Source organism: Bacillus cereus group sp. BfR-BA-01382 (assembly GCF_022663475.1).
Classification (GTDB): Bacteria; Bacillota; Bacilli; order Bacillales; family Bacillaceae_G; genus Bacillus_A; species Bacillus_A thuringiensis_S.
On record NZ_JAKUFQ010000113.1, the window covers coordinates 1 to 16434 of the forward strand.

Here is a 16434-nt window from a genome sequence, read left to right on the forward strand (position 1 = left end):
AGATTGAGAAGGAAAATAGTTATGTTTTTATAGGTATGTAATTATAATGACAATGTGATTTGATATGAATTGAAGAAGGAAGAGGTGTGTGTCATGTTATTTAAAACAAAGAGAGGAATCCTATTAACAAGCTTTATGGTGTTTCTAACGGTTTCTATAGGACTATCGACAATAGGTATTCCATTAGGGGATATCATGTCTCAACAACAAGAATTTATCGGTGGTAGTTTGGCGTTTCTCGTGATGGGATTCATGTTTACCTATTTTTTAGGAAAGCTATTTATTGATATTAAATATGTGATGGAAAAAGATTATCTGCTCGTGCAAGGAGGTATTTTTCGTTCTTATATTGCATATGAGGATATTCAAAAAGTAACAAAAGCGAGAAATATTATTATGGGCTATAGAATCGTAGGTTCATCAGATGCTATTGAGATTTTTTATAAGTTAGCACCGTTTGGCAGTATAAAGATTTCTCCTAAAGAGCAAGAGAAGTTTGTAAAAGAATTAAAAAAGAGATGTCCAAACATGATTGTGGATATGGGGATTAAATAAAGTGTTACAAGCATCAAGCAATGATGCGTAACGCTTTTTTTATTTTGCCTTGTTTTATTTTTTTTATCTAAAAAGAATATAATAAACATATTGATATAAAAGAGGTATTTTAGGGAATTCATTCAAGAAGAATCAATTATTAGTAGAAAAGGGAGAGAGTAGATTATGTATTATGAAACAGAAGATGGAGTAATTTTTGTGAATAATGGATATGTAGACCTCAACGGTAATCCTGTAAAGAAAACGAAAAGAGAGTATCCGTATAGCTATGACCCATATGTAGTGTGGAAAAAAGATTATGTTGAAGCAAAAAGCCATACAGTTTACTCAGATAGGCTTTTACAGTGGGATTACAAGAAGTTTGAAGAGTGTTGTATGGATGTTTGGGGAAATCATAGACAAGGATTTAATGGAAGAGAACCAGAAGATATTGAGAAATTCCTAAGTAAATATTTTGGTGAAAAAGTGAAGCTAACTGTAATTATGGAATGCTGTAATGTCTCAAGTGGATATCCAATTTGGGTATTTTACTATGAGAAATTGAATAATAATCTATAAATAGGTAAAAGGAGCATGATAATTCATACTCCTTTTTTGCTATGTATTCCCTTAATATAGTTATAAAAAAGAGAGATAAACTCTCTCTTTTAACTTGCAATTCGTACATCAGAATGTTCACTGATAATAGCATCCAATTCTTCTTCTGATAATGTTTCTTTTTCGATTAGGGCTTCTGCAATGGCATCTAATAGATGTCGATTGTCTGTAAGAAGTTGAACAGTCTCATCGTAAAGTTGGCTTGATAACTTCGTTGCACGTTCTAAGATTGAGCTTTCATCACCCTTTAACACATTAAGATTTAACATGCCAATTGATTCATCCATACCATAGGAAGAAATCATTTCTTTGATTTTCTTAGTAGCTTGCAAGATATCATTATGAGCACCTGTTGTTACTTTTTGGTTGTCATTAAACAGTAAATATTCAGCTACTCGACCACCGTATGCTCGTTTGATTTCATTCTTCAACTCTTCAATCGTATGTAGTCCTGATTTAGAAGGGCTGTAGAAAGTTACGCCTCCTGCACCAGAAGTGGAAGAAATAATCGTTACTTTAGGAACTGAGATATCTGTTATTAACTTCGCAACAAGGGCGTGACCAGCTTCATGATAAGCTACTAATCGAATTTCCTCTTTGCTTCGTGGCATATCCTCATTTGGATGACCTTTCATGATGACCTTAAATAAAGCTTTATCAATACAATTCATATCAATCGCATCTTTTCCATCTTGGATAGAAATAAGAACAGCTTCATTTAATAGAGATTTGATATCTGCACCACTAAATCCAATTGTTTGTTTTGCTAAGTTACTAAAGGAAACATCTTCTGCAAAGACTTTTCCCTCTGCATGAATATGAATGATTTCTTCACGCTCTTGAGGATTTTGAGGTAATGGAATCATCACATGCTTGTCAAATCGTCCTGCTCGAATAAGAGCTTCGTCTAATGATTCAATACGATTTGTTGTTGCGATGACTAATACACCACTTGAAGAAGAGTATCCATCCATTTCAGAAAGAAGGGCGTTAATTGTTTGAATTCTTTCAGAGTTTTCATCACCTTCACGACTACCCCCAACTGCATCTAACTCATCAATGAATACGATACATGGAGCATGTTTCTTTGCATTTGCAAATAAATCACGTACACGGGAAGCACCAACACCTACATATTTCTCAAGAAAATCGGAACCCGAAATGCTGAAAAATGGTACATTTGCTTCACCTGCTAATGCTTTTGCAATCAAAGTCTTACCTGTTCCTGGTGGACCATATAAAAGGACACCCTTTGGCATTACTGCACCTTGGTTCGAAAACTTTTTGGAGTTTTTTAAGAAATCAACAAGTAATGTTAAATCTTTTTTAATCCCTTTGTTTCCTGCGACATTTTTCAAAGAAATCTTCTTATCTATAATAGCAGGTTCTGATGTTTTCTTAGATGAACCACTTGCTAATTGCTTTAATAAAGCAAAAGCAATAAAGGCAGTTAGACCCACTGAAAGAATTGTAGCACTTAACTTACCTAAATCAACTGGAGTATGTTCTTCTACATGAAGACCAGTCTCAAGTAAGTCTTTCTTAAATGTTTCATGGCGAGGATTATCTGTTTTGAATTCCTTATTTGCTTTATCTGTTAATACGATAGAGCCAGTTCCTTTTATTATCGTAACTTCTTTTACTTGCTTTTCTTTTAGCATTTTCGTAAAGGTAGTATACGATATTTCTTTAGGCTGTTCCGTAAAATGTGGGTAAATAAACGGACCTACAATAATTAAGAAACATGTAAGAAATAATAAGAAATTACGCCATTTCTTATTAGGTTTTTTAAACTTAAATTTTTTCATAAAACCCTCCTGCTGTATATTCAATTGTGTTTTCAATATGACTATATTAACATTTTTATTTACTATAGTCAATAAAATAAGGTTTTGTAATAAAAAAACACTCTGGAATCAACCAGAGCGAAAGGATAGTTTTTTTAGTTCGTTTTCTTTTTGTTTATCATCAATAACATGAGCATATATATCCATCGTAATGGATTTTTTAGAATGTCCAAGTATAGAAGAGAGGACAGGAATTGAAATGTTGTTTAATACACTATAAGATGCGAAAGTGTGCCGTAAATTGTGTGGGGAAATATGTTTATCTACGATAGACGATTCCTTTACAATTGTTCGAATGATTAATCGAATTGTTTTTGTAGTTAATGAAATATCAGGGTGTTTTTCGTTTCTTGGGAATAGGTATCCTGTTAATATAGGATGTTCCTCGCCATACATAGAGAGAAGAGATGATTTATACGTATCATACTCTTTAACTAATTCTTCATGTATAGGAATAGTTCTGTTTTTATTCCCTTTACCTTCATCTACTATAATCATACCTTCCGTGATGTTAAAATGTTTCCATCTTAAATTTGTAAGTTCAGACACACGTAAACCTGAATATAAAAGTGTATAAAAGATAAAACGATTGCGTATATACTTTTCTTGCTTTTTAGGTGTAAGCCAAGGGGATGTCTGAATGGAATCTAAGTAATATTGAACCTTTGCAACTTCTTCGTGATTTAATATATCTTTGTTGGGATTTTTTTTGTTTTTCATAGATTCAATTTTATGAGAGAAATCAGAGGAAATATATTCCCACTTATTCAGAAATTTAATGTATTTACGAAAACAGGCCCTTTTTCGATTTAATGTTGAGATTTCATATTCACTCGTGTTGTTGTATACACGCAAACTATTGATGTACAACAATAGTAGTTGTTCTAATCTTTTAAACTCAAAATCCATAGATTTGTTGTGTGGAATGGCAAATGTGAAAAATCCTTCTAAATCAAAACGATAACTTTTGATTGTGTTTGGTGCATATCTTAGTCCTTCTAAGTAAAGTAAAAAATCTTCAATTGAACGTTCTATATTAAATGAATGTAACATGATTTCACCTTCTTTAAAATTATGGTATCACAACCTCTAAATTTGAGTAAACTACTATTTTTTGTGTATGAATTTCTGTGCGGTTTAAGTGATTTTTGAAGTTATATAGGTTTATGTTTCGGAGGGGTTTTACTGAGACGTACTCAGATATGGTTTTAATAGTAGAATATTTCTAATGTACATATAATGGAGAGAAAATATGTAGGGGGTGTAGGAATTGATTCGAGCAGATAGTTTTAAAAAAAACTTAAAAGATGAAAAAGGGATAGGGACAGATGAGAAAGGAACTATCCCTTATAACACAAAATTTAAAGAAGTTGAGAAAATGGAGAAAGAAGAAGCAGAAAAAAACAAAGTAAAAAAACCTCCGATAGGATGGAAGATGAGAAAGCTATCTTTTTCTAAGAGTGAAATACCATTTATTTTGCTTTTCTTAACAGGTGTATATGTATTGTTCTTATCTATGGCAAATGGAATGTTTGGAGAAATGTTTTCAGGTGGATATTTGATACTTATTACTCTATTTTTTTATAATACGTATCCATTCAAATACACAAATAATATCAATTTATTAACTTGGAATGTAACTACAACCATGTCTGCTTTATTTAAAAACAAATGTTATGGTCTTTATGTTAGAGGGAGGGAAATGGTAATTTATTTTGGAGGATTACTGTTAATTGCTCATTTAGTGATGCCATTTCTATCAGCGTTATTATTTTTAGGTATGATGATGGGGAGCTTGTTTTTGTTTTCCCAGAAAGAAACAAGGGATTTATATGTTCTATTTCGTGCATTTGGATTAATTGCTACAGGCATCTTGATTGTAAAGGCAATTTTTGTAGGAACAATCAATCCGTTTGACTCTATGACTTGTTTGCTCGTCTATACACTGTCAAATTGGTTGGAGAAAACAAAAATAACAAAACCTGTAAGTTAATCAAATAATAAAAAGAATGTAGTAGATACATTCTTTTTTATTATCCCAAAAAAAACCATTTAAGATGCATTTTGTGTGTTTTATGTGTGTTTTATGTGTGCTCAACATGTTTTTTTATCAAAAAACACAAAAAGTACAAGAAAAAAACACACAAAAATTGTATAATTCTATATGTAAGCCATATTAAATATTTCATAAAGTAATAGTCAAGTAATATGTTTATTTAATTAATATAAAGAAAAATATGGTTTAAATGTAAACATTTTGTAAAGATTCCATAGAATATTACAGAAATATGTCGATAAATGTCGAAATGTAAGGTAGTAATCGTTGACTAAATGGGGGTCTATTATATATAATGTTTATGTTACGTTTAATCGGGATAGTGTGTATAGCATATTGATAGATATATAATATAAAAAAACACATGAGATTCATCGCCAAATAAATCACATGTGTTGGATAAAGTATATAAAGAATATAAAGATATAAAGATATTAAAAATAAAAAAACAAAGAACTATTAAGCCATTGTGAAGAAGAATGCGTCATAAGAACCTGTAAAACCATCAAAATCTCGTGATGTGTATTCTCCAGTTAAAGAAGTGCTATACACCTTTTCTAAGATATTCTTAGAATCAATAAGATTCATACTAATACCAATTTCGCCATCCACTTCATCTTCAATATAGACAACTTCTTTGTCAAAATGGTTATGTAATTCCGCATCTGATTTAAAACGTTCAGGTAGCACAGGAATGAAAAGTTTTTCTTCCATGTTTCCACTCTTCGACTTAACCAAACGAATTGAAATGCCATCTACAAGTAGTGTATCCTCTATAGTTTGAATAAAATCCTCTTCTGTTAGGATAAGTGCCTTCACATATTGTTTTACTTTGTTAACTGTCATAACGAACTTCCACTCCTTGATTATATGTTATATATATATATTTAGATTATCCACGAACGGGATGAACTGCAAGTTTCCGTATTAATTATAACAAAATCTCGAATATAGTCAATGAATTTTTTAAAAATATCAACACTGAAAGTCCCATCTGATGGTAAAAACAGTTGAACTATATTGTAATATCAACGTTTCATAATAAAAAGATATGAATAATGAGGCATTTTCTTTTTATTAGGAAAATTCACTTTTATATACTATAGACAATACTCATATAAAGATTGCTATGAGTTAATTCTAATTCGAGTTTGTGAATAATTAATTATTCGGAACATCTGTTCTTATTATAGCAAACAGGTGTTCTTTTTTCAATGTATTTTATAAGAATACATTGACCGATTTAGCTTAAAGTTCTCATCTAATATATTTCTAAACATTTAAATTTAAATTTTTCTTCCTATATATAATATAGATTGTATACAATGAATCAAAAATTTGAATCCCTTTTACTATAATGTTTACATAATGTAATTATCGTAGACTTATATCATTGAAATGACATAAGAACCATTTCGTGCAGTTCTTCCATATGTAATGGAGGAATACTGCCCACTCATAAAGAGCATATATGTGTTTATCAAATATATTAGTAGAAGGAGTAGTTCCTTCCTAATATTTCTGGTTTGAATAATCCACTCATTCAAGAGCATCATGTTCGTATCCTAATAATGCACCTATCGTTGTAAGGCTAAGGTGAATGGTCAGGTTGAATTTGTCCGTAAATTATATTCTTTTCCTGTGTAAATCCAGAGTTTTCTCATGTTGGTATCTCCTTTATAATTCATTTTTGTCAAAACCCTTTTTTATAATTATTCTTAATAAATTATAGATAGCTATATAAGGATATATTCTTTAATTTCTAAAAAATGTTTGATAATATATCATTATCGAACATTTTAGTAGACTATATATATCCATATATGTGAGAATATGTTGTATAATATGTCCATCTACTTATTAAAGAGGAACGGGATAACAAAAAATCAAAATATATTTTAAAAGTTTAATTGGAATGTTATCTATCATAGTAGGGATTTTAGTGAATGCACAAGTTCGGAAAGCAGAAAATCTTTTGGAGGGAATAAAATGAAGAGGATTATATTAGATATTCAAGTTGGGGGAACATTAGATTTAAATGCATATAATATAGAAGGAAGAGATATAAAGAGAATATGGAGTGTGTATGATGAGCAGTTGATGTGGGATTCATGTAAATTCAATCCTCTGACAGGAAAACCAGTGGAAAGATTGGAAGATTTACATTTGAAACATCGTGAAGGTGTGTTTATTGAGGATTATGTACATGATTACAAGATATTAAAAGGTAATATTCTTCACTATTACACAAGAATAGCCCAGAATGGCGAGAAAATGAATATTTTAATTGAACTAAAGGGATAAGTAATATGAAATTTGTTTTTACGTATTTTTCATTTTTATTAACTATATATAAATTAAATATAAAAATTGTATATAGTTAAGGTTAAAAATCAATAAGAAATTTACTTTAATACATATATTTTTTAGTAATGAAAAAAATATTTATTATAGATGCACTTAAAAAGTACACATATGATAGTTTGCTTTTTGTTTTGTTTTTTAAACTATAGTTTGATATATTTTCAAATTTTAATAACTATAATAAAAAACAAATATATAGAATAGGTATTTCATAGAAATTGAATTATAATAATGGTGAGACACAGAAACATTTATTTGTGTCTTTTTGAAGAAGGGATGTATAAAGATGTATAGTGAAAATCAAAAAGAATTAGAAATGCTGAAAGAGGAAATGGACGAAAATAACGAATCTTTATTGATGTATGCAATTGTATCATTCCTTTCAGTAATTGTCTGTACTACTTTAGAGGTTTATTTTGATAGTTCTAAATGGTTATCTTATACTGTGTATGCAATATTATTTATTATTTTCTGTTACACTGTGTATTTAAATATTTCGACTACAAAGAAGTATTTTGCATGTAAAAAAGAATTGCATAGTAAATAAAAAGTATATGATAGGGGTAAATACATCTAACTATATTGTTAGGTGTATTTTTATATACGTAGAAATTTTAATATTGTATGATTAAATCAAATAATTACGTGTAAATAAATAGCGGATGATAAATTGGTATTCTATAAAAATAATAATTGTATGGAGGAAAAAGTATGTTCGGAAACTCTATTATAAAGATGGTGGAAGATGTGGAAATGGTTAGGGCAAGGGATTTGGGAATGAGTGTTGAAGAGTACAGAACTATGCTTCGTGAGAAGGACAAGCAAAGAAAGGCAGATGAGGAACACTATTTAAACTCAGAACTATATGTCTTGGATATGAAAAAGAAAAAAGAAAATTAATGTATTACTCAAGCACTTTTGTCTTTTAAAAGCACATATAACATGTGCTTTTTTCTATATTTATTTATGAATCTTCCTTAATTTTTAGCAGTATAATACATAGATTATAGAGATAAGGTATTTTTATAAATTTGGTAAAACAGGTGTTGAAATGATATCATTAAAGGAGACGAGAAGTTATGACAAATCAAAGTAAAAGTGTGAAAGAATTATTGATGGAATCTATTGTTGAAGTTACACCAGAGGAATTATTAAATGGATTACAGTGTGAATATGAAGCGCACAGGGTATTTATCGAGGCTTTATTAACAGATGAAAAACTGTGTGAAAGAATTAAAAAAACAAAAGATAATAAGTATTTACAATTTCTGAATGAAGTATATGTTTCTGTAAATGAAAAAAATTCTATCAAATGTGAGGTAGATGAAATTTCAGGAAATGTACAGGCATTAAAGAATAGTAAGCGTGGTTGGATAGGAATGATGAGTGAAGAGGCTATAGGTCAAGTGAAGTTTCATAAAAGACCATATACATATCGTTTTTCTGAAAAAACTTTAAGGGACGTTACTATTGAGAACGTAAAGACAGTGAAAGAAAAATATATGAAGGCTAAGGATATTCATTATCTGGTTAAAGATAATGGTAGAACTATTATGGTCTTTGGGAAAAAAGAGATATACGAGCACTACAACTTGGGCTTAAAATATCAAGGTAGAATAGAAAGTATAAGAGATACATATGGTGATGATTGGACTCAATCAGATGCAGAGCAAGTATTTACCTGGACTGATGAACATGGTAGCTATGAGTTTGTTGTAGCAGAGTACAAAACAGAGGCAAAGTTAAGCCAGGAAGAACAAGAATACAATGATGGGTTATATAGATTTTATTTTAATATTGAAGAAGACACAGGTAATTATCGTTATCCAACAGATGTGTATCGAGATAATGAATTGTTTTAGAGGTATTAATAAATGAATTTAGATAAAGGAGCTTTTAGTATGGAACAATTAGATATTATAGAAATAACAGTGGTAGCAACGGATGTTTTACTTAGTGTAGAAAGAGTGTCAAAGAAAAATATAGATTTAATTGATTTTGCTGATTTAGTAAATGATAAAATAGAAGATTTAATGCAAGAGTATCGTCAAGTAAGTAAGACTTATGGAAAAGAAGGGAAAGAAATAATTTTTAATTCTTTTGTACGTCACTATTTTGAAAAGACCATTTTAAAACATTATAGGTTAGAAGAAGTGATAAAACCATTTTATACAGAAATCGAGTACGCTAAATAAGAGCAGGGGATAATTCCTCTGCTTTTTATTTTGCTATACAAAGAATAAAAGGGAGTGGATATCTTATGCAATAATGTTTTTATTGACTATAGTTTTTAAAAGTAGTAGCCTAATCAATAGAGAAATAGATTTAGATGATGGCAATATGAATCCTATAGGATTTGAATCTTAACAAATGTCCATTAAATATCACGTATTCGATATTGAACAAAGCATATAAAATGTGTATCGTATGAATTAGAGGTAATTTGGGAGGGAGTCAGGTGAAGTTTCAAGATAATTTGAATCACACGTCATTAATGATTGAAGAGCAGAAACAAAAGGGTAGTATAAATTTAAGTATGAAAAACTTGAATATGAATGAACGACCTATATCTCTATCAATCACAAGATTCAAAGTAAAAAAAATGCAAAAGGTTATTTACAATTATTTGCGTAAAATGAACGGAGCTAACATTTCGGTTTTTAGTGAATACTGGAATTTTCCATCAAAGAAAGCAGAACTACAATTGTCATTGAATGAAGAGAATAGATGGATTGAGATTAAGTTAGTTAAAAAGAGTGAAGATATCCAACAAGAATCATTATTTTATTTAAATGAACAACAATCTCAATTCTTACTAAACGGAATTCAAGAAGATGTTGTTGAAGAACAGCGAGAAGAAGTAACGGAAGTAGTAAAGAATGAAATAGGAGAAGAAGTGAAAGAAGAGACAAAAGAAGAAGTTGAAAAAATGGTAAAGGCAGTAAAGACAGTCGAATTAGAACCATTACGAGAAGTAAATGCTATATCAAAAATTGAAGCACTACATACTGATGTGATATTTGAGGATTTTTATAAAAAGACAAAGATAGCAGTAAATAAAGAAGAGGATAGAAATCGCATTGAGTTTAAAATAACAGGTCAAACATTTGATGAGAATCCAGTGTCTTTATGCATAACATACCCCAAGTTTTCTGCTATTCAAGAAATTTTAGTTAACTACTTACAGAAAATGAATAAGGAAGATGTTGATACACATGGTCAATCCTGGGAGTTTGCAGGGCAACATAGTATTTTTCTTGTGAATTTAGAAAGAGACAAGGCATTAGTAAGGGTAGAAATCGAATATGATAATGTGAAAAAAGATAGATATAATCGAGGGCACATTCACTTATCCAAAGAGGACATTGAAGAGATTATTAATAAAACATCTCAAATTTTATCCGCATAAAATATAAATTAGTTTTCTATAATGTTTCGAATACATAAAACAGGTATTTATTAAAATTAATTGATGGAGGATGAAATGATGAAAATGGGAATAAATCATATAGACCGAATTTTAGAGCGAAATTTGTAGAACGGTATATTATCGGTGAGACAAGGGTTAGTTGGATATCGCATGGATACTTCACCAGATATAGGTGTGAAACTAAAAAAGAAAGACCGCACATTTTTTATTTCAGAGGAAGAAGTAGAACAGGCTTGTTGGATTCATAATCATAGATATAAAATTAAAGATAAATTAGATAGATGCAATGATTATGGTAAGTTAAAACAAATTGCGGATATTTTAAATTATCAAGATTAATAAGGAAGACATCCAATAAAGGGTGTCTTTTTTGTGTTTATTGGAATACTCCGCATTGTATTTATTGACTATAGTAAATAAAATAAGTATGATTTAAATGTGACAATTAACTTTAGGGGGGTGTAAGTATGAATGGTTTGGGATTATTGTTAGGCAGTATTGACTCAGAGATTCATAATTTAACTATTCACATGAAAGCTCCATTTAGAAAAGTATTGTGTGATAGATATAAGGGGAAATTCAATAATGAATTACTTTTTAAGGATTTTCTACGGGATATGAAAGATATTAATGTGTGGAATAAGTTTTATAACAATGCTATCTGTGGACAAGGACTATTCCTACATCACTTATTTCAGGCGTATCAAGAACAGGGAGTACCTGCTAAATTAATTACAACAACAGAACAAATAGCAGGTTATCTATCCCATTATCATAAGTATACAGTAATGGATATTGATGCTAAAAGAACAACTGATGTAGAAGAAAAAATAAAGGTATTTACTAAGAGTGATATTAACATCTTGAGCTTAAATACATCTTCATTAGCAGGAGCGAAATATAGTCAAAAAAAGCTGTTTCTAAGAAATGTGTTTGAAAAAATTGCGAGCTTATCAGCAGAAAGAAATGTGATTTATTTATTATGTTTATTACATGTAGATAAGGAAGAAAAAAATGTGTTGAAAAACAGAGAGAATATTCGATTGGTTCAGTTTCAAACAGTGAATCAAATAAATAAATTAAACCCATTAGAGCTAAACATTTATATTCCACATGTTAATGATGGTGATAAAAAATCAGACGTGGATAAAATCACAAGAAACTTTCCTGGTGTTGATGATTGGATTTTTAAGAAAGATTATTTTTCTTATCATCATTTTGTATTTAACAATGGAGGAAAAACAGGGTTTTATTTCATGGATTATAAGAAAAAGGAGATGTGACTGGAATTTGAAGATTGGAGATAAGGTATGGATATTGGAACCTTTAACGTGGGAAAATTGGCACCTTCCTATGAAGAAACGTTTTGTTGAGGGCTACATTATTAGCCAAAATGAATTGTATTGGATTATTGGAAGAACTCTGTCGGAAGATGCAGAGATACTAAAGTGGTGTAGAAAGGATAGACCTAATTTCTATACTACTGAGAAAGAAGTAGAAGAAGAGTGTTGGTTATATGCAAATAGGGAAAATATCGGGCATAAAGTAAAATTGTGCAAGAATTCTGGAGTTTTACGAAAAATAGCAGAACTTATTGATTATCATAGCTAACAAAAGTTATGAAGATAACCTTGGAAAGGAGGGGACTATGCTGAATTCTAAACAAGTCTTAATAAACAGAGTATGTTCCCTTTTATTGTGTATCTTATCAATTTTGTTATTTATTGGAGCTATCACGAATCAATATGTCTCTTTTGTAGGTGGAGTCTTGTTGGGAGTTATCTCGTTAATTTCTTCTGTCATGTTCTATATTTACAGCATTAAATTAAAAAGAACAGTATAAAAGTGGGAATCGTTTTTAGATGGCATTCAATATGAATGCCGTTTTTTTCGTTGACTATAGTATATAAAAAGTGTTATTCTTTTGTAAGAAAAGTTTACTCAATAATGAAAGGAAGGATGTTATTAATGTTGTTTTGGATGGTTTGGACGATAGTTTGGGGGATTGTTCTGTGTTTATCTATTGCATATGCATTTACTGACAATGACTATATTATTGATGGAATGGAATATTTAATAATGGTCATATCTGTATTTGCCATTATAATGGGGTTCTCATTTTATCAATCCGCTTCCTTAAAAAATGAGCGAGAAATGGTTATTGCGGGGAAATTAGATGAGGATAAAGAAAAAATTAATTTTATACATTATCAAACAAATGTATATGTAAGTACAAAAGATAAAAATTACCAGTATGAGTTTAAATCTGATTCAAGTTCTATTATCAAGTGGAAAAAAATAGATGATAAAAAAGAAGATGCTAAGGAATCGAATGAATCTTCACTGAAAAATGAAGAAAAAGTAAGAGAGATGGTAGCTAACAAGCTGAATCTACGAAAAGATGAAGTGGTAGTAACAGGAGATAGAGAGAACGTATATACAGCTATTACATCATCAGGAAAGTATGTAGTAGAGACTGAAGAAAATTCGATTTCTATAAAAGCGATGGTAAAACAAGGTTAAAGAGAAATTTAAAGGAGTGTAAGTGAAATGTTTATTTTGTTATTTATTGCATCAATTCTATGTTTTGTAGTTGGAGTCGTGTGGGGTATAAGAGAAGAAGAAGCAATGACTTTATTCCTTGGAGTATTGTTAGCTATCTTCTTTGGGATATTAGGCTATATTGATTTTCAAGAAGATAGTCGTGAAACTGCGATTGCCAACAAGTTGAACATTCCAAGGTCACAAATTGAATTCAAGGATGAAAAAGGGGATTTTATCGCAATTACAAAAGATGCTACATATAAGTTCACATTCAAATCAATATCAGCAGATATTATAAAATATGAAGTAACAAAAGAAAATAACAATAAAGATTCTATGAAAGATAATAATGATAAAGCAAATGAATCTAAAACAAGTGATACTGAAGCAGTGAGAAAATTAGTTTCAGAGAAGTTACAATTAAAATTAGATGAAGTGGTAGTAACAAAAGATAAAGAGAATGTATACACAGCTATTACATCAACAGGTAAATACGTGGTAGAAACAGAAGAGAGTGCTACGACTATTAAAGCGATGGTAAAACAGTCATAAGAAATCATCTAAGAAGTGTAAAGGGTAGTTCATATTTTTAAGGCATGTCAATAAAGATGTGTCTTTTTTTAGTTTTATTTCATTGACAATAGTCAATGAAAAGATGTATGATTGTCATGGATTAACATTGACATAAAGGAAGTGAATGAATTTGTTTTTTAAGAGATTTAGAAAAAATCGTTTAAATAAAAAGAAACAAGAAAGTATGGCTCGTGGAATGCCAATGGATATTTTAGAAAGTCAAAAAGAACGCCAGTTTCATAACCTTGTGATTGGTACTACGAATTCAGGCAAAACGGGTTATAAAGTTCCAGAAAGAGCTGTAACTTCTGCCAAAAATAAAAGAGTTAATGAAATGTATTCAGGAACTATAACAAATCCGTTACATCCATTAAATCCAACGCATACAGCTTTAAGTGATGATGACCTGGTAAAAACAGGGGGATGGGGTTCGAATGAGATAGAAGGTTCTGGTTCAAATGATTGTGGTGGTAGTGATTCAGATAGTTGTTCTGATTAAAAGAGAGGAAGATAAACATGAGTAGAGAAGTGAAGTTAATTACGAATTTTCATGATTATTATGACCATCATTTTGATGGAAGTGGAGTGCCTTTTTTACGAAAACATGATATGGGAATGAATCGTCCGCAGATGTTTGATTACATGTCTTCTAAAGGCATTAAAACCGTTCCTTATGGTTACCTTCATGAAATGGCAAAGAAATACCCTTTACATGCCGAAGTGGTTGTTCACACAGATATTAGCAAACATCAAGGGGAAGGGAAAATTCGAATCTCATTAATAGAAGCATTAGAAACCTATCCAATAGATACTTTCTGCACCTTATTTTGTGGGAATTTGGGTGAGAGTTGGAGAGTTTTAAATGTTGGCCGTAGAAAGACGATACTGGATTATCGCAGTAAGAATGACTGGAGAAGTAATGTAGGAGACGTTGAAATTACTATTGTTGATTGTTGGTCACGAATGCCTTCCTTTGAAGGGATTTTAGACCCATATGAGTTCCCATTGGTAGCAATTGATTATGTTAAAGATGGGAAAGAGTTATTAGCGGTTGATTTAAATGTTGCTCCACAATTAAAAGGTACAGGAATGGAAGATATCGTAACTCCTGAAAAAGTAGTCAATGAAATGAAAAAGTATATAGGGAGAGGGGCTATGAAACATGGGATTAGATAATCTATTTGTAGTAACAAAAGAATGGGCAGAGAATAATAACTGTTTAAAAGAGGATGGAGCTATAGATTTTAAAGTCGTAGCAAAAACTTTAAATACGAATGAATTTATTATAGATATGGATAGTTTTAGAATTAAAAGACCGTTAACTCCTGAAGAAATAAATGAAACAATTAAAAAAGCTATTGAATATTTCTCTAAAAAAATAGAAGAGCCAAAAGTTGAGGAACCATGCCAATATAAGGTTCATATTCTATCGAATGGTAAAGTTTCGGAATTATAAGATGAGTTATAACAATTGGATAGGACTTCTAAAAATGAATGTAGGTGTTTAATGTGAGTGGAGTTATAACGTTTTTGTGTATTTTAGTTGGAGGGTTATTGTTATTGGTAGGAACAAGCATACTTATTTCAGCCATTCGATATGGTGATGGGGTGTTTTTCGGAGTAATTGCGATTTTCATCGGGTTTATTCTAATAACCTATCCGATTTCAAAGGCTGATATAGAGAGGGGCGAAAAAATCAATAATGCAATTACAAAAGAATTACATGTGGATGATTCTGAATATAAAATCGTAAATAGAGATGATGATATATATGAAGTGGCAACAAAAACTAATAGATATAAATTTTATTTTAACCCGAATGGAACTTTATTCAAGGTTGAAAAAATAAAGGATAGTGAGTCATTACATGATATCAAAGAAAGTGAAGAAAAAACGAATATAAGGGAGAAAAATATTATATCTGAAGTTAAAAAAGCAGTTGCTAAAAAGTTAAATATTAACAATGATGACGTTATTATTGAAAAAGAGAGTGATAAGGATAACCGTTATATAGCAACTACTTCTGTAGGTATTTATTACGTACAAACATCTGAAGGAACGATAAATGTAGATGGAATAGTAAAGAAACAATAACTATTAATTTATATAAAATGATATTATGTTTCTGGATTCACTCAATGAATATAGGTGATAAGTTCTCTTGTATTCATTGAGCATGTCACTATATGTATAGAAAGGGGGAGATTTTTATGACATTTAAAGTAGTTGTTTGCTTGGCTATTGCTATAGCAGGTATTTTGTTAATGGCAATAAGTGAAAAATCAAAAACTAAAAAAGGGTTTATAGGAATGGTAGTAGGAATGGTCCTTGTTATGGTTACTGCTCTTTATATTGTCCATGAAAAGCTTAATTCAGAATTTAAGCACTATGCATCCATTCAAAATGTAATCTCAAGTGAATTACAGCTAAAACCAACTGAATTTAATATAAGCAACATAAAAAGAAAT

Annotated in this window: 21 protein-coding genes and 1 pseudogene; 19 read left to right on the forward strand and 3 right to left on the reverse strand. The window is 30.3% G+C overall.

The window, feature by feature from the left end; translation table 11 throughout:
• Nucleotides 1–93 precede the first annotated feature (93 nt).
• Nucleotides 94–555 (forward strand): PH domain-containing protein, encoded by a 462-nt coding sequence (locus MR160_RS28380; protein WP_242298676.1) that lies wholly within the window; start codon nt 94–96, stop codon nt 553–555.
• Between the two features lie 165 nt (nt 556–720).
• Entirely contained in the window at nt 721–1113 is a 393-nt protein-coding gene (locus MR160_RS28385; RefSeq protein ID WP_242298678.1) for a hypothetical protein, read from the forward strand.
• Nucleotides 1114–1202: 89 nt separating this feature from the next.
• Here the strand turns inward: MR160_RS28385 and MR160_RS28390 are convergent, their stop codons facing one another.
• Together MR160_RS28390 and MR160_RS28395 are read right to left on the reverse strand one after the other, a co-directional pair.
• Entirely contained in the window at nt 1203–2960 is a 1758-nt protein-coding gene (locus MR160_RS28390; RefSeq protein WP_242298680.1) for an ATP-dependent metallopeptidase FtsH/Yme1/Tma family protein, read from the reverse strand.
• A gap of 108 nt (nt 2961–3068) precedes the next feature.
• Entirely contained in the window at nt 3069–4052 is a 984-nt protein-coding gene (locus MR160_RS28395) for a tyrosine-type recombinase/integrase (protein WP_242298682.1), read from the reverse strand.
• 217 nt (nt 4053–4269) lie between these two features.
• On the opposite strand from MR160_RS28395, the gene MR160_RS28400 reads away from it, so the two are divergent.
• The gene (locus MR160_RS28400; protein WP_242298684.1) at nt 4270–4992 is read left to right on the forward strand and encodes a hypothetical protein; all 723 of its coding nucleotides are present in this window, start codon (nt 4270–4272) and stop codon (nt 4990–4992) included.
• A gap of 522 nt (nt 4993–5514) precedes the next feature.
• On the opposite strand, the gene MR160_RS28405 is transcribed toward MR160_RS28400, so the two are convergent.
• On the reverse strand, nt 5515–5901 hold the full coding sequence (locus tag MR160_RS28405; RefSeq protein WP_098349593.1) for a hypothetical protein: 387 nt from the start codon (nt 5899–5901) through the stop codon (nt 5515–5517).
• Between the two features lie 1143 nt (nt 5902–7044).
• On the opposite strand from MR160_RS28405, the gene MR160_RS28410 reads away from it, so the two are divergent.
• The 16 genes and pseudogenes from MR160_RS28410 to MR160_RS28485 all read left to right on the forward strand — a co-directional run.
• On the forward strand, nt 7045–7359 hold the full coding sequence (locus tag MR160_RS28410; RefSeq protein ID WP_242298686.1) for a hypothetical protein: 315 nt from the start codon (nt 7045–7047) through the stop codon (nt 7357–7359).
• Nucleotides 7360–7705: 346 nt separating this feature from the next.
• Entirely contained in the window at nt 7706–7966 is a 261-nt protein-coding gene (locus MR160_RS28415) for a hypothetical protein (protein ID WP_242298687.1), read from the forward strand.
• A 164-nt stretch (nt 7967–8130) separates the two neighbouring features.
• Nucleotides 8131–8319, forward strand: a complete 189-nt coding sequence (locus MR160_RS28420) for a hypothetical protein (protein WP_242298689.1) — start codon at nt 8131–8133, stop codon at nt 8317–8319.
• A 179-nt stretch (nt 8320–8498) separates the two neighbouring features.
• Nucleotides 8499–9281 carry a hypothetical protein gene (locus MR160_RS28425; protein ID WP_242298690.1) on the forward strand — a complete coding sequence of 261 codons (783 nt, stop codon included), beginning with the start codon at nt 8499–8501 and terminating at the stop codon, nt 9279–9281.
• Between the two features lie 39 nt (nt 9282–9320).
• Nucleotides 9321–9614, forward strand: a complete 294-nt coding sequence (locus tag MR160_RS28430; protein ID WP_061662835.1) for a hypothetical protein — start codon at nt 9321–9323, stop codon at nt 9612–9614.
• Nucleotides 9615–9877: 263 nt separating this feature from the next.
• A complete protein-coding gene (locus MR160_RS28435; RefSeq protein ID WP_242298691.1) occupies nt 9878–10828 on the forward strand; it encodes a hypothetical protein in 951 nt (316 codons plus the stop codon).
• A gap of 144 nt (nt 10829–10972) precedes the next feature.
• Nucleotides 10973–11188, forward strand: a complete 216-nt coding sequence (locus tag MR160_RS28440; RefSeq protein ID WP_242298692.1) for a hypothetical protein — start codon at nt 10973–10975, stop codon at nt 11186–11188.
• A gap of 128 nt (nt 11189–11316) precedes the next feature.
• Complete coding sequence (locus MR160_RS28445) at nt 11317–12132, forward strand: hypothetical protein (protein ID WP_242298693.1); 816 nt, start codon at nt 11317–11319, stop codon at nt 12130–12132.
• Nucleotides 12133–12139: 7 nt separating this feature from the next.
• Nucleotides 12140–12460: a hypothetical protein gene (locus MR160_RS28450; RefSeq protein WP_242298699.1), complete on the forward strand. Its 321-nt coding sequence runs from the start codon at nt 12140–12142 to the stop codon at nt 12458–12460.
• 357 nt (nt 12461–12817) lie between these two features.
• Nucleotides 12818–13372: a hypothetical protein gene (locus MR160_RS28455; RefSeq protein WP_242298700.1), complete on the forward strand. Its 555-nt coding sequence runs from the start codon at nt 12818–12820 to the stop codon at nt 13370–13372.
• A gap of 27 nt (nt 13373–13399) precedes the next feature.
• Nucleotides 13400–13945 (forward strand): hypothetical protein, encoded by a 546-nt coding sequence (locus MR160_RS28460; protein ID WP_242298704.1) that lies wholly within the window; start codon nt 13400–13402, stop codon nt 13943–13945.
• Nucleotides 13946–14090: 145 nt separating this feature from the next.
• Nucleotides 14091–14465, forward strand: coding sequence for a hypothetical protein (locus MR160_RS28465; RefSeq protein ID WP_242298705.1), 375 nt, complete (start codon nt 14091–14093; stop codon nt 14463–14465).
• 17 nt (nt 14466–14482) lie between these two features.
• Nucleotides 14483–15142 carry a hypothetical protein gene (locus MR160_RS28470; protein ID WP_242298706.1) on the forward strand — a complete coding sequence of 220 codons (660 nt, stop codon included), beginning with the start codon at nt 14483–14485 and terminating at the stop codon, nt 15140–15142.
• Complete coding sequence (locus MR160_RS28475) at nt 15129–15422, forward strand: hypothetical protein (protein WP_144536888.1); 294 nt, start codon at nt 15129–15131, stop codon at nt 15420–15422. The genes MR160_RS28470 and MR160_RS28475 overlap by 14 nt, the downstream gene beginning before the upstream one ends.
• A gap of 53 nt (nt 15423–15475) precedes the next feature.
• Nucleotides 15476–16060 (forward strand): hypothetical protein, encoded by a 585-nt coding sequence (locus MR160_RS28480; RefSeq protein WP_242298707.1) that lies wholly within the window; start codon nt 15476–15478, stop codon nt 16058–16060.
• Nucleotides 16061–16176: 116 nt separating this feature from the next.
• A pseudogene (locus MR160_RS28485) lies at nt 16177–16434 on the forward strand (hypothetical protein); the annotation flags it as partial.

Coding starts and splice junctions, on each gene's coding strand:
- MR160_RS28410 (WP_242298686.1), top strand. CDS start 7,045: ATGAAGAGGATTATATTAGATATTCAAGTTGGGGGAACATTAGATTTA.
- MR160_RS28425 (WP_242298690.1), top strand. CDS start 8,499: ATGACAAATCAAAGTAAAAGTGTGAAAGAATTATTGATGGAATCTATT.
- MR160_RS28420 (WP_242298689.1), top strand. CDS start 8,131: ATGTTCGGAAACTCTATTATAAAGATGGTGGAAGATGTGGAAATGGTT.
- MR160_RS28385 (WP_242298678.1), top strand. CDS start 721: ATGTATTATGAAACAGAAGATGGAGTAATTTTTGTGAATAATGGATAT.
- MR160_RS28380 (WP_242298676.1), top strand. CDS start 94: ATGTTATTTAAAACAAAGAGAGGAATCCTATTAACAAGCTTTATGGTG.
- MR160_RS28445 (WP_242298693.1), top strand. CDS start 11,317: ATGAATGGTTTGGGATTATTGTTAGGCAGTATTGACTCAGAGATTCAT.
- MR160_RS28430 (WP_061662835.1), top strand. CDS start 9,321: ATGGAACAATTAGATATTATAGAAATAACAGTGGTAGCAACGGATGTT.
- MR160_RS28390 (WP_242298680.1), bottom strand. CDS start 2,960: ATGAAAAAATTTAAGTTTAAAAAACCTAATAAGAAATGGCGTAATTTC.
- MR160_RS28415 (WP_242298687.1), top strand. CDS start 7,706: ATGTATAGTGAAAATCAAAAAGAATTAGAAATGCTGAAAGAGGAAATG.
- MR160_RS28395 (WP_242298682.1), bottom strand. CDS start 4,052: ATGTTACATTCATTTAATATAGAACGTTCAATTGAAGATTTTTTACTT.
- MR160_RS28475 (WP_144536888.1), top strand. CDS start 15,129: ATGGGATTAGATAATCTATTTGTAGTAACAAAAGAATGGGCAGAGAAT.
- MR160_RS28465 (WP_242298705.1), top strand. CDS start 14,091: ATGAATTTGTTTTTTAAGAGATTTAGAAAAAATCGTTTAAATAAAAAG.
- MR160_RS28455 (WP_242298700.1), top strand. CDS start 12,818: ATGTTGTTTTGGATGGTTTGGACGATAGTTTGGGGGATTGTTCTGTGT.
- MR160_RS28405 (WP_098349593.1), bottom strand. CDS start 5,901: ATGACAGTTAACAAAGTAAAACAATATGTGAAGGCACTTATCCTAACA.
- MR160_RS28460 (WP_242298704.1), top strand. CDS start 13,400: ATGTTTATTTTGTTATTTATTGCATCAATTCTATGTTTTGTAGTTGGA.
- MR160_RS28470 (WP_242298706.1), top strand. CDS start 14,483: ATGAGTAGAGAAGTGAAGTTAATTACGAATTTTCATGATTATTATGAC.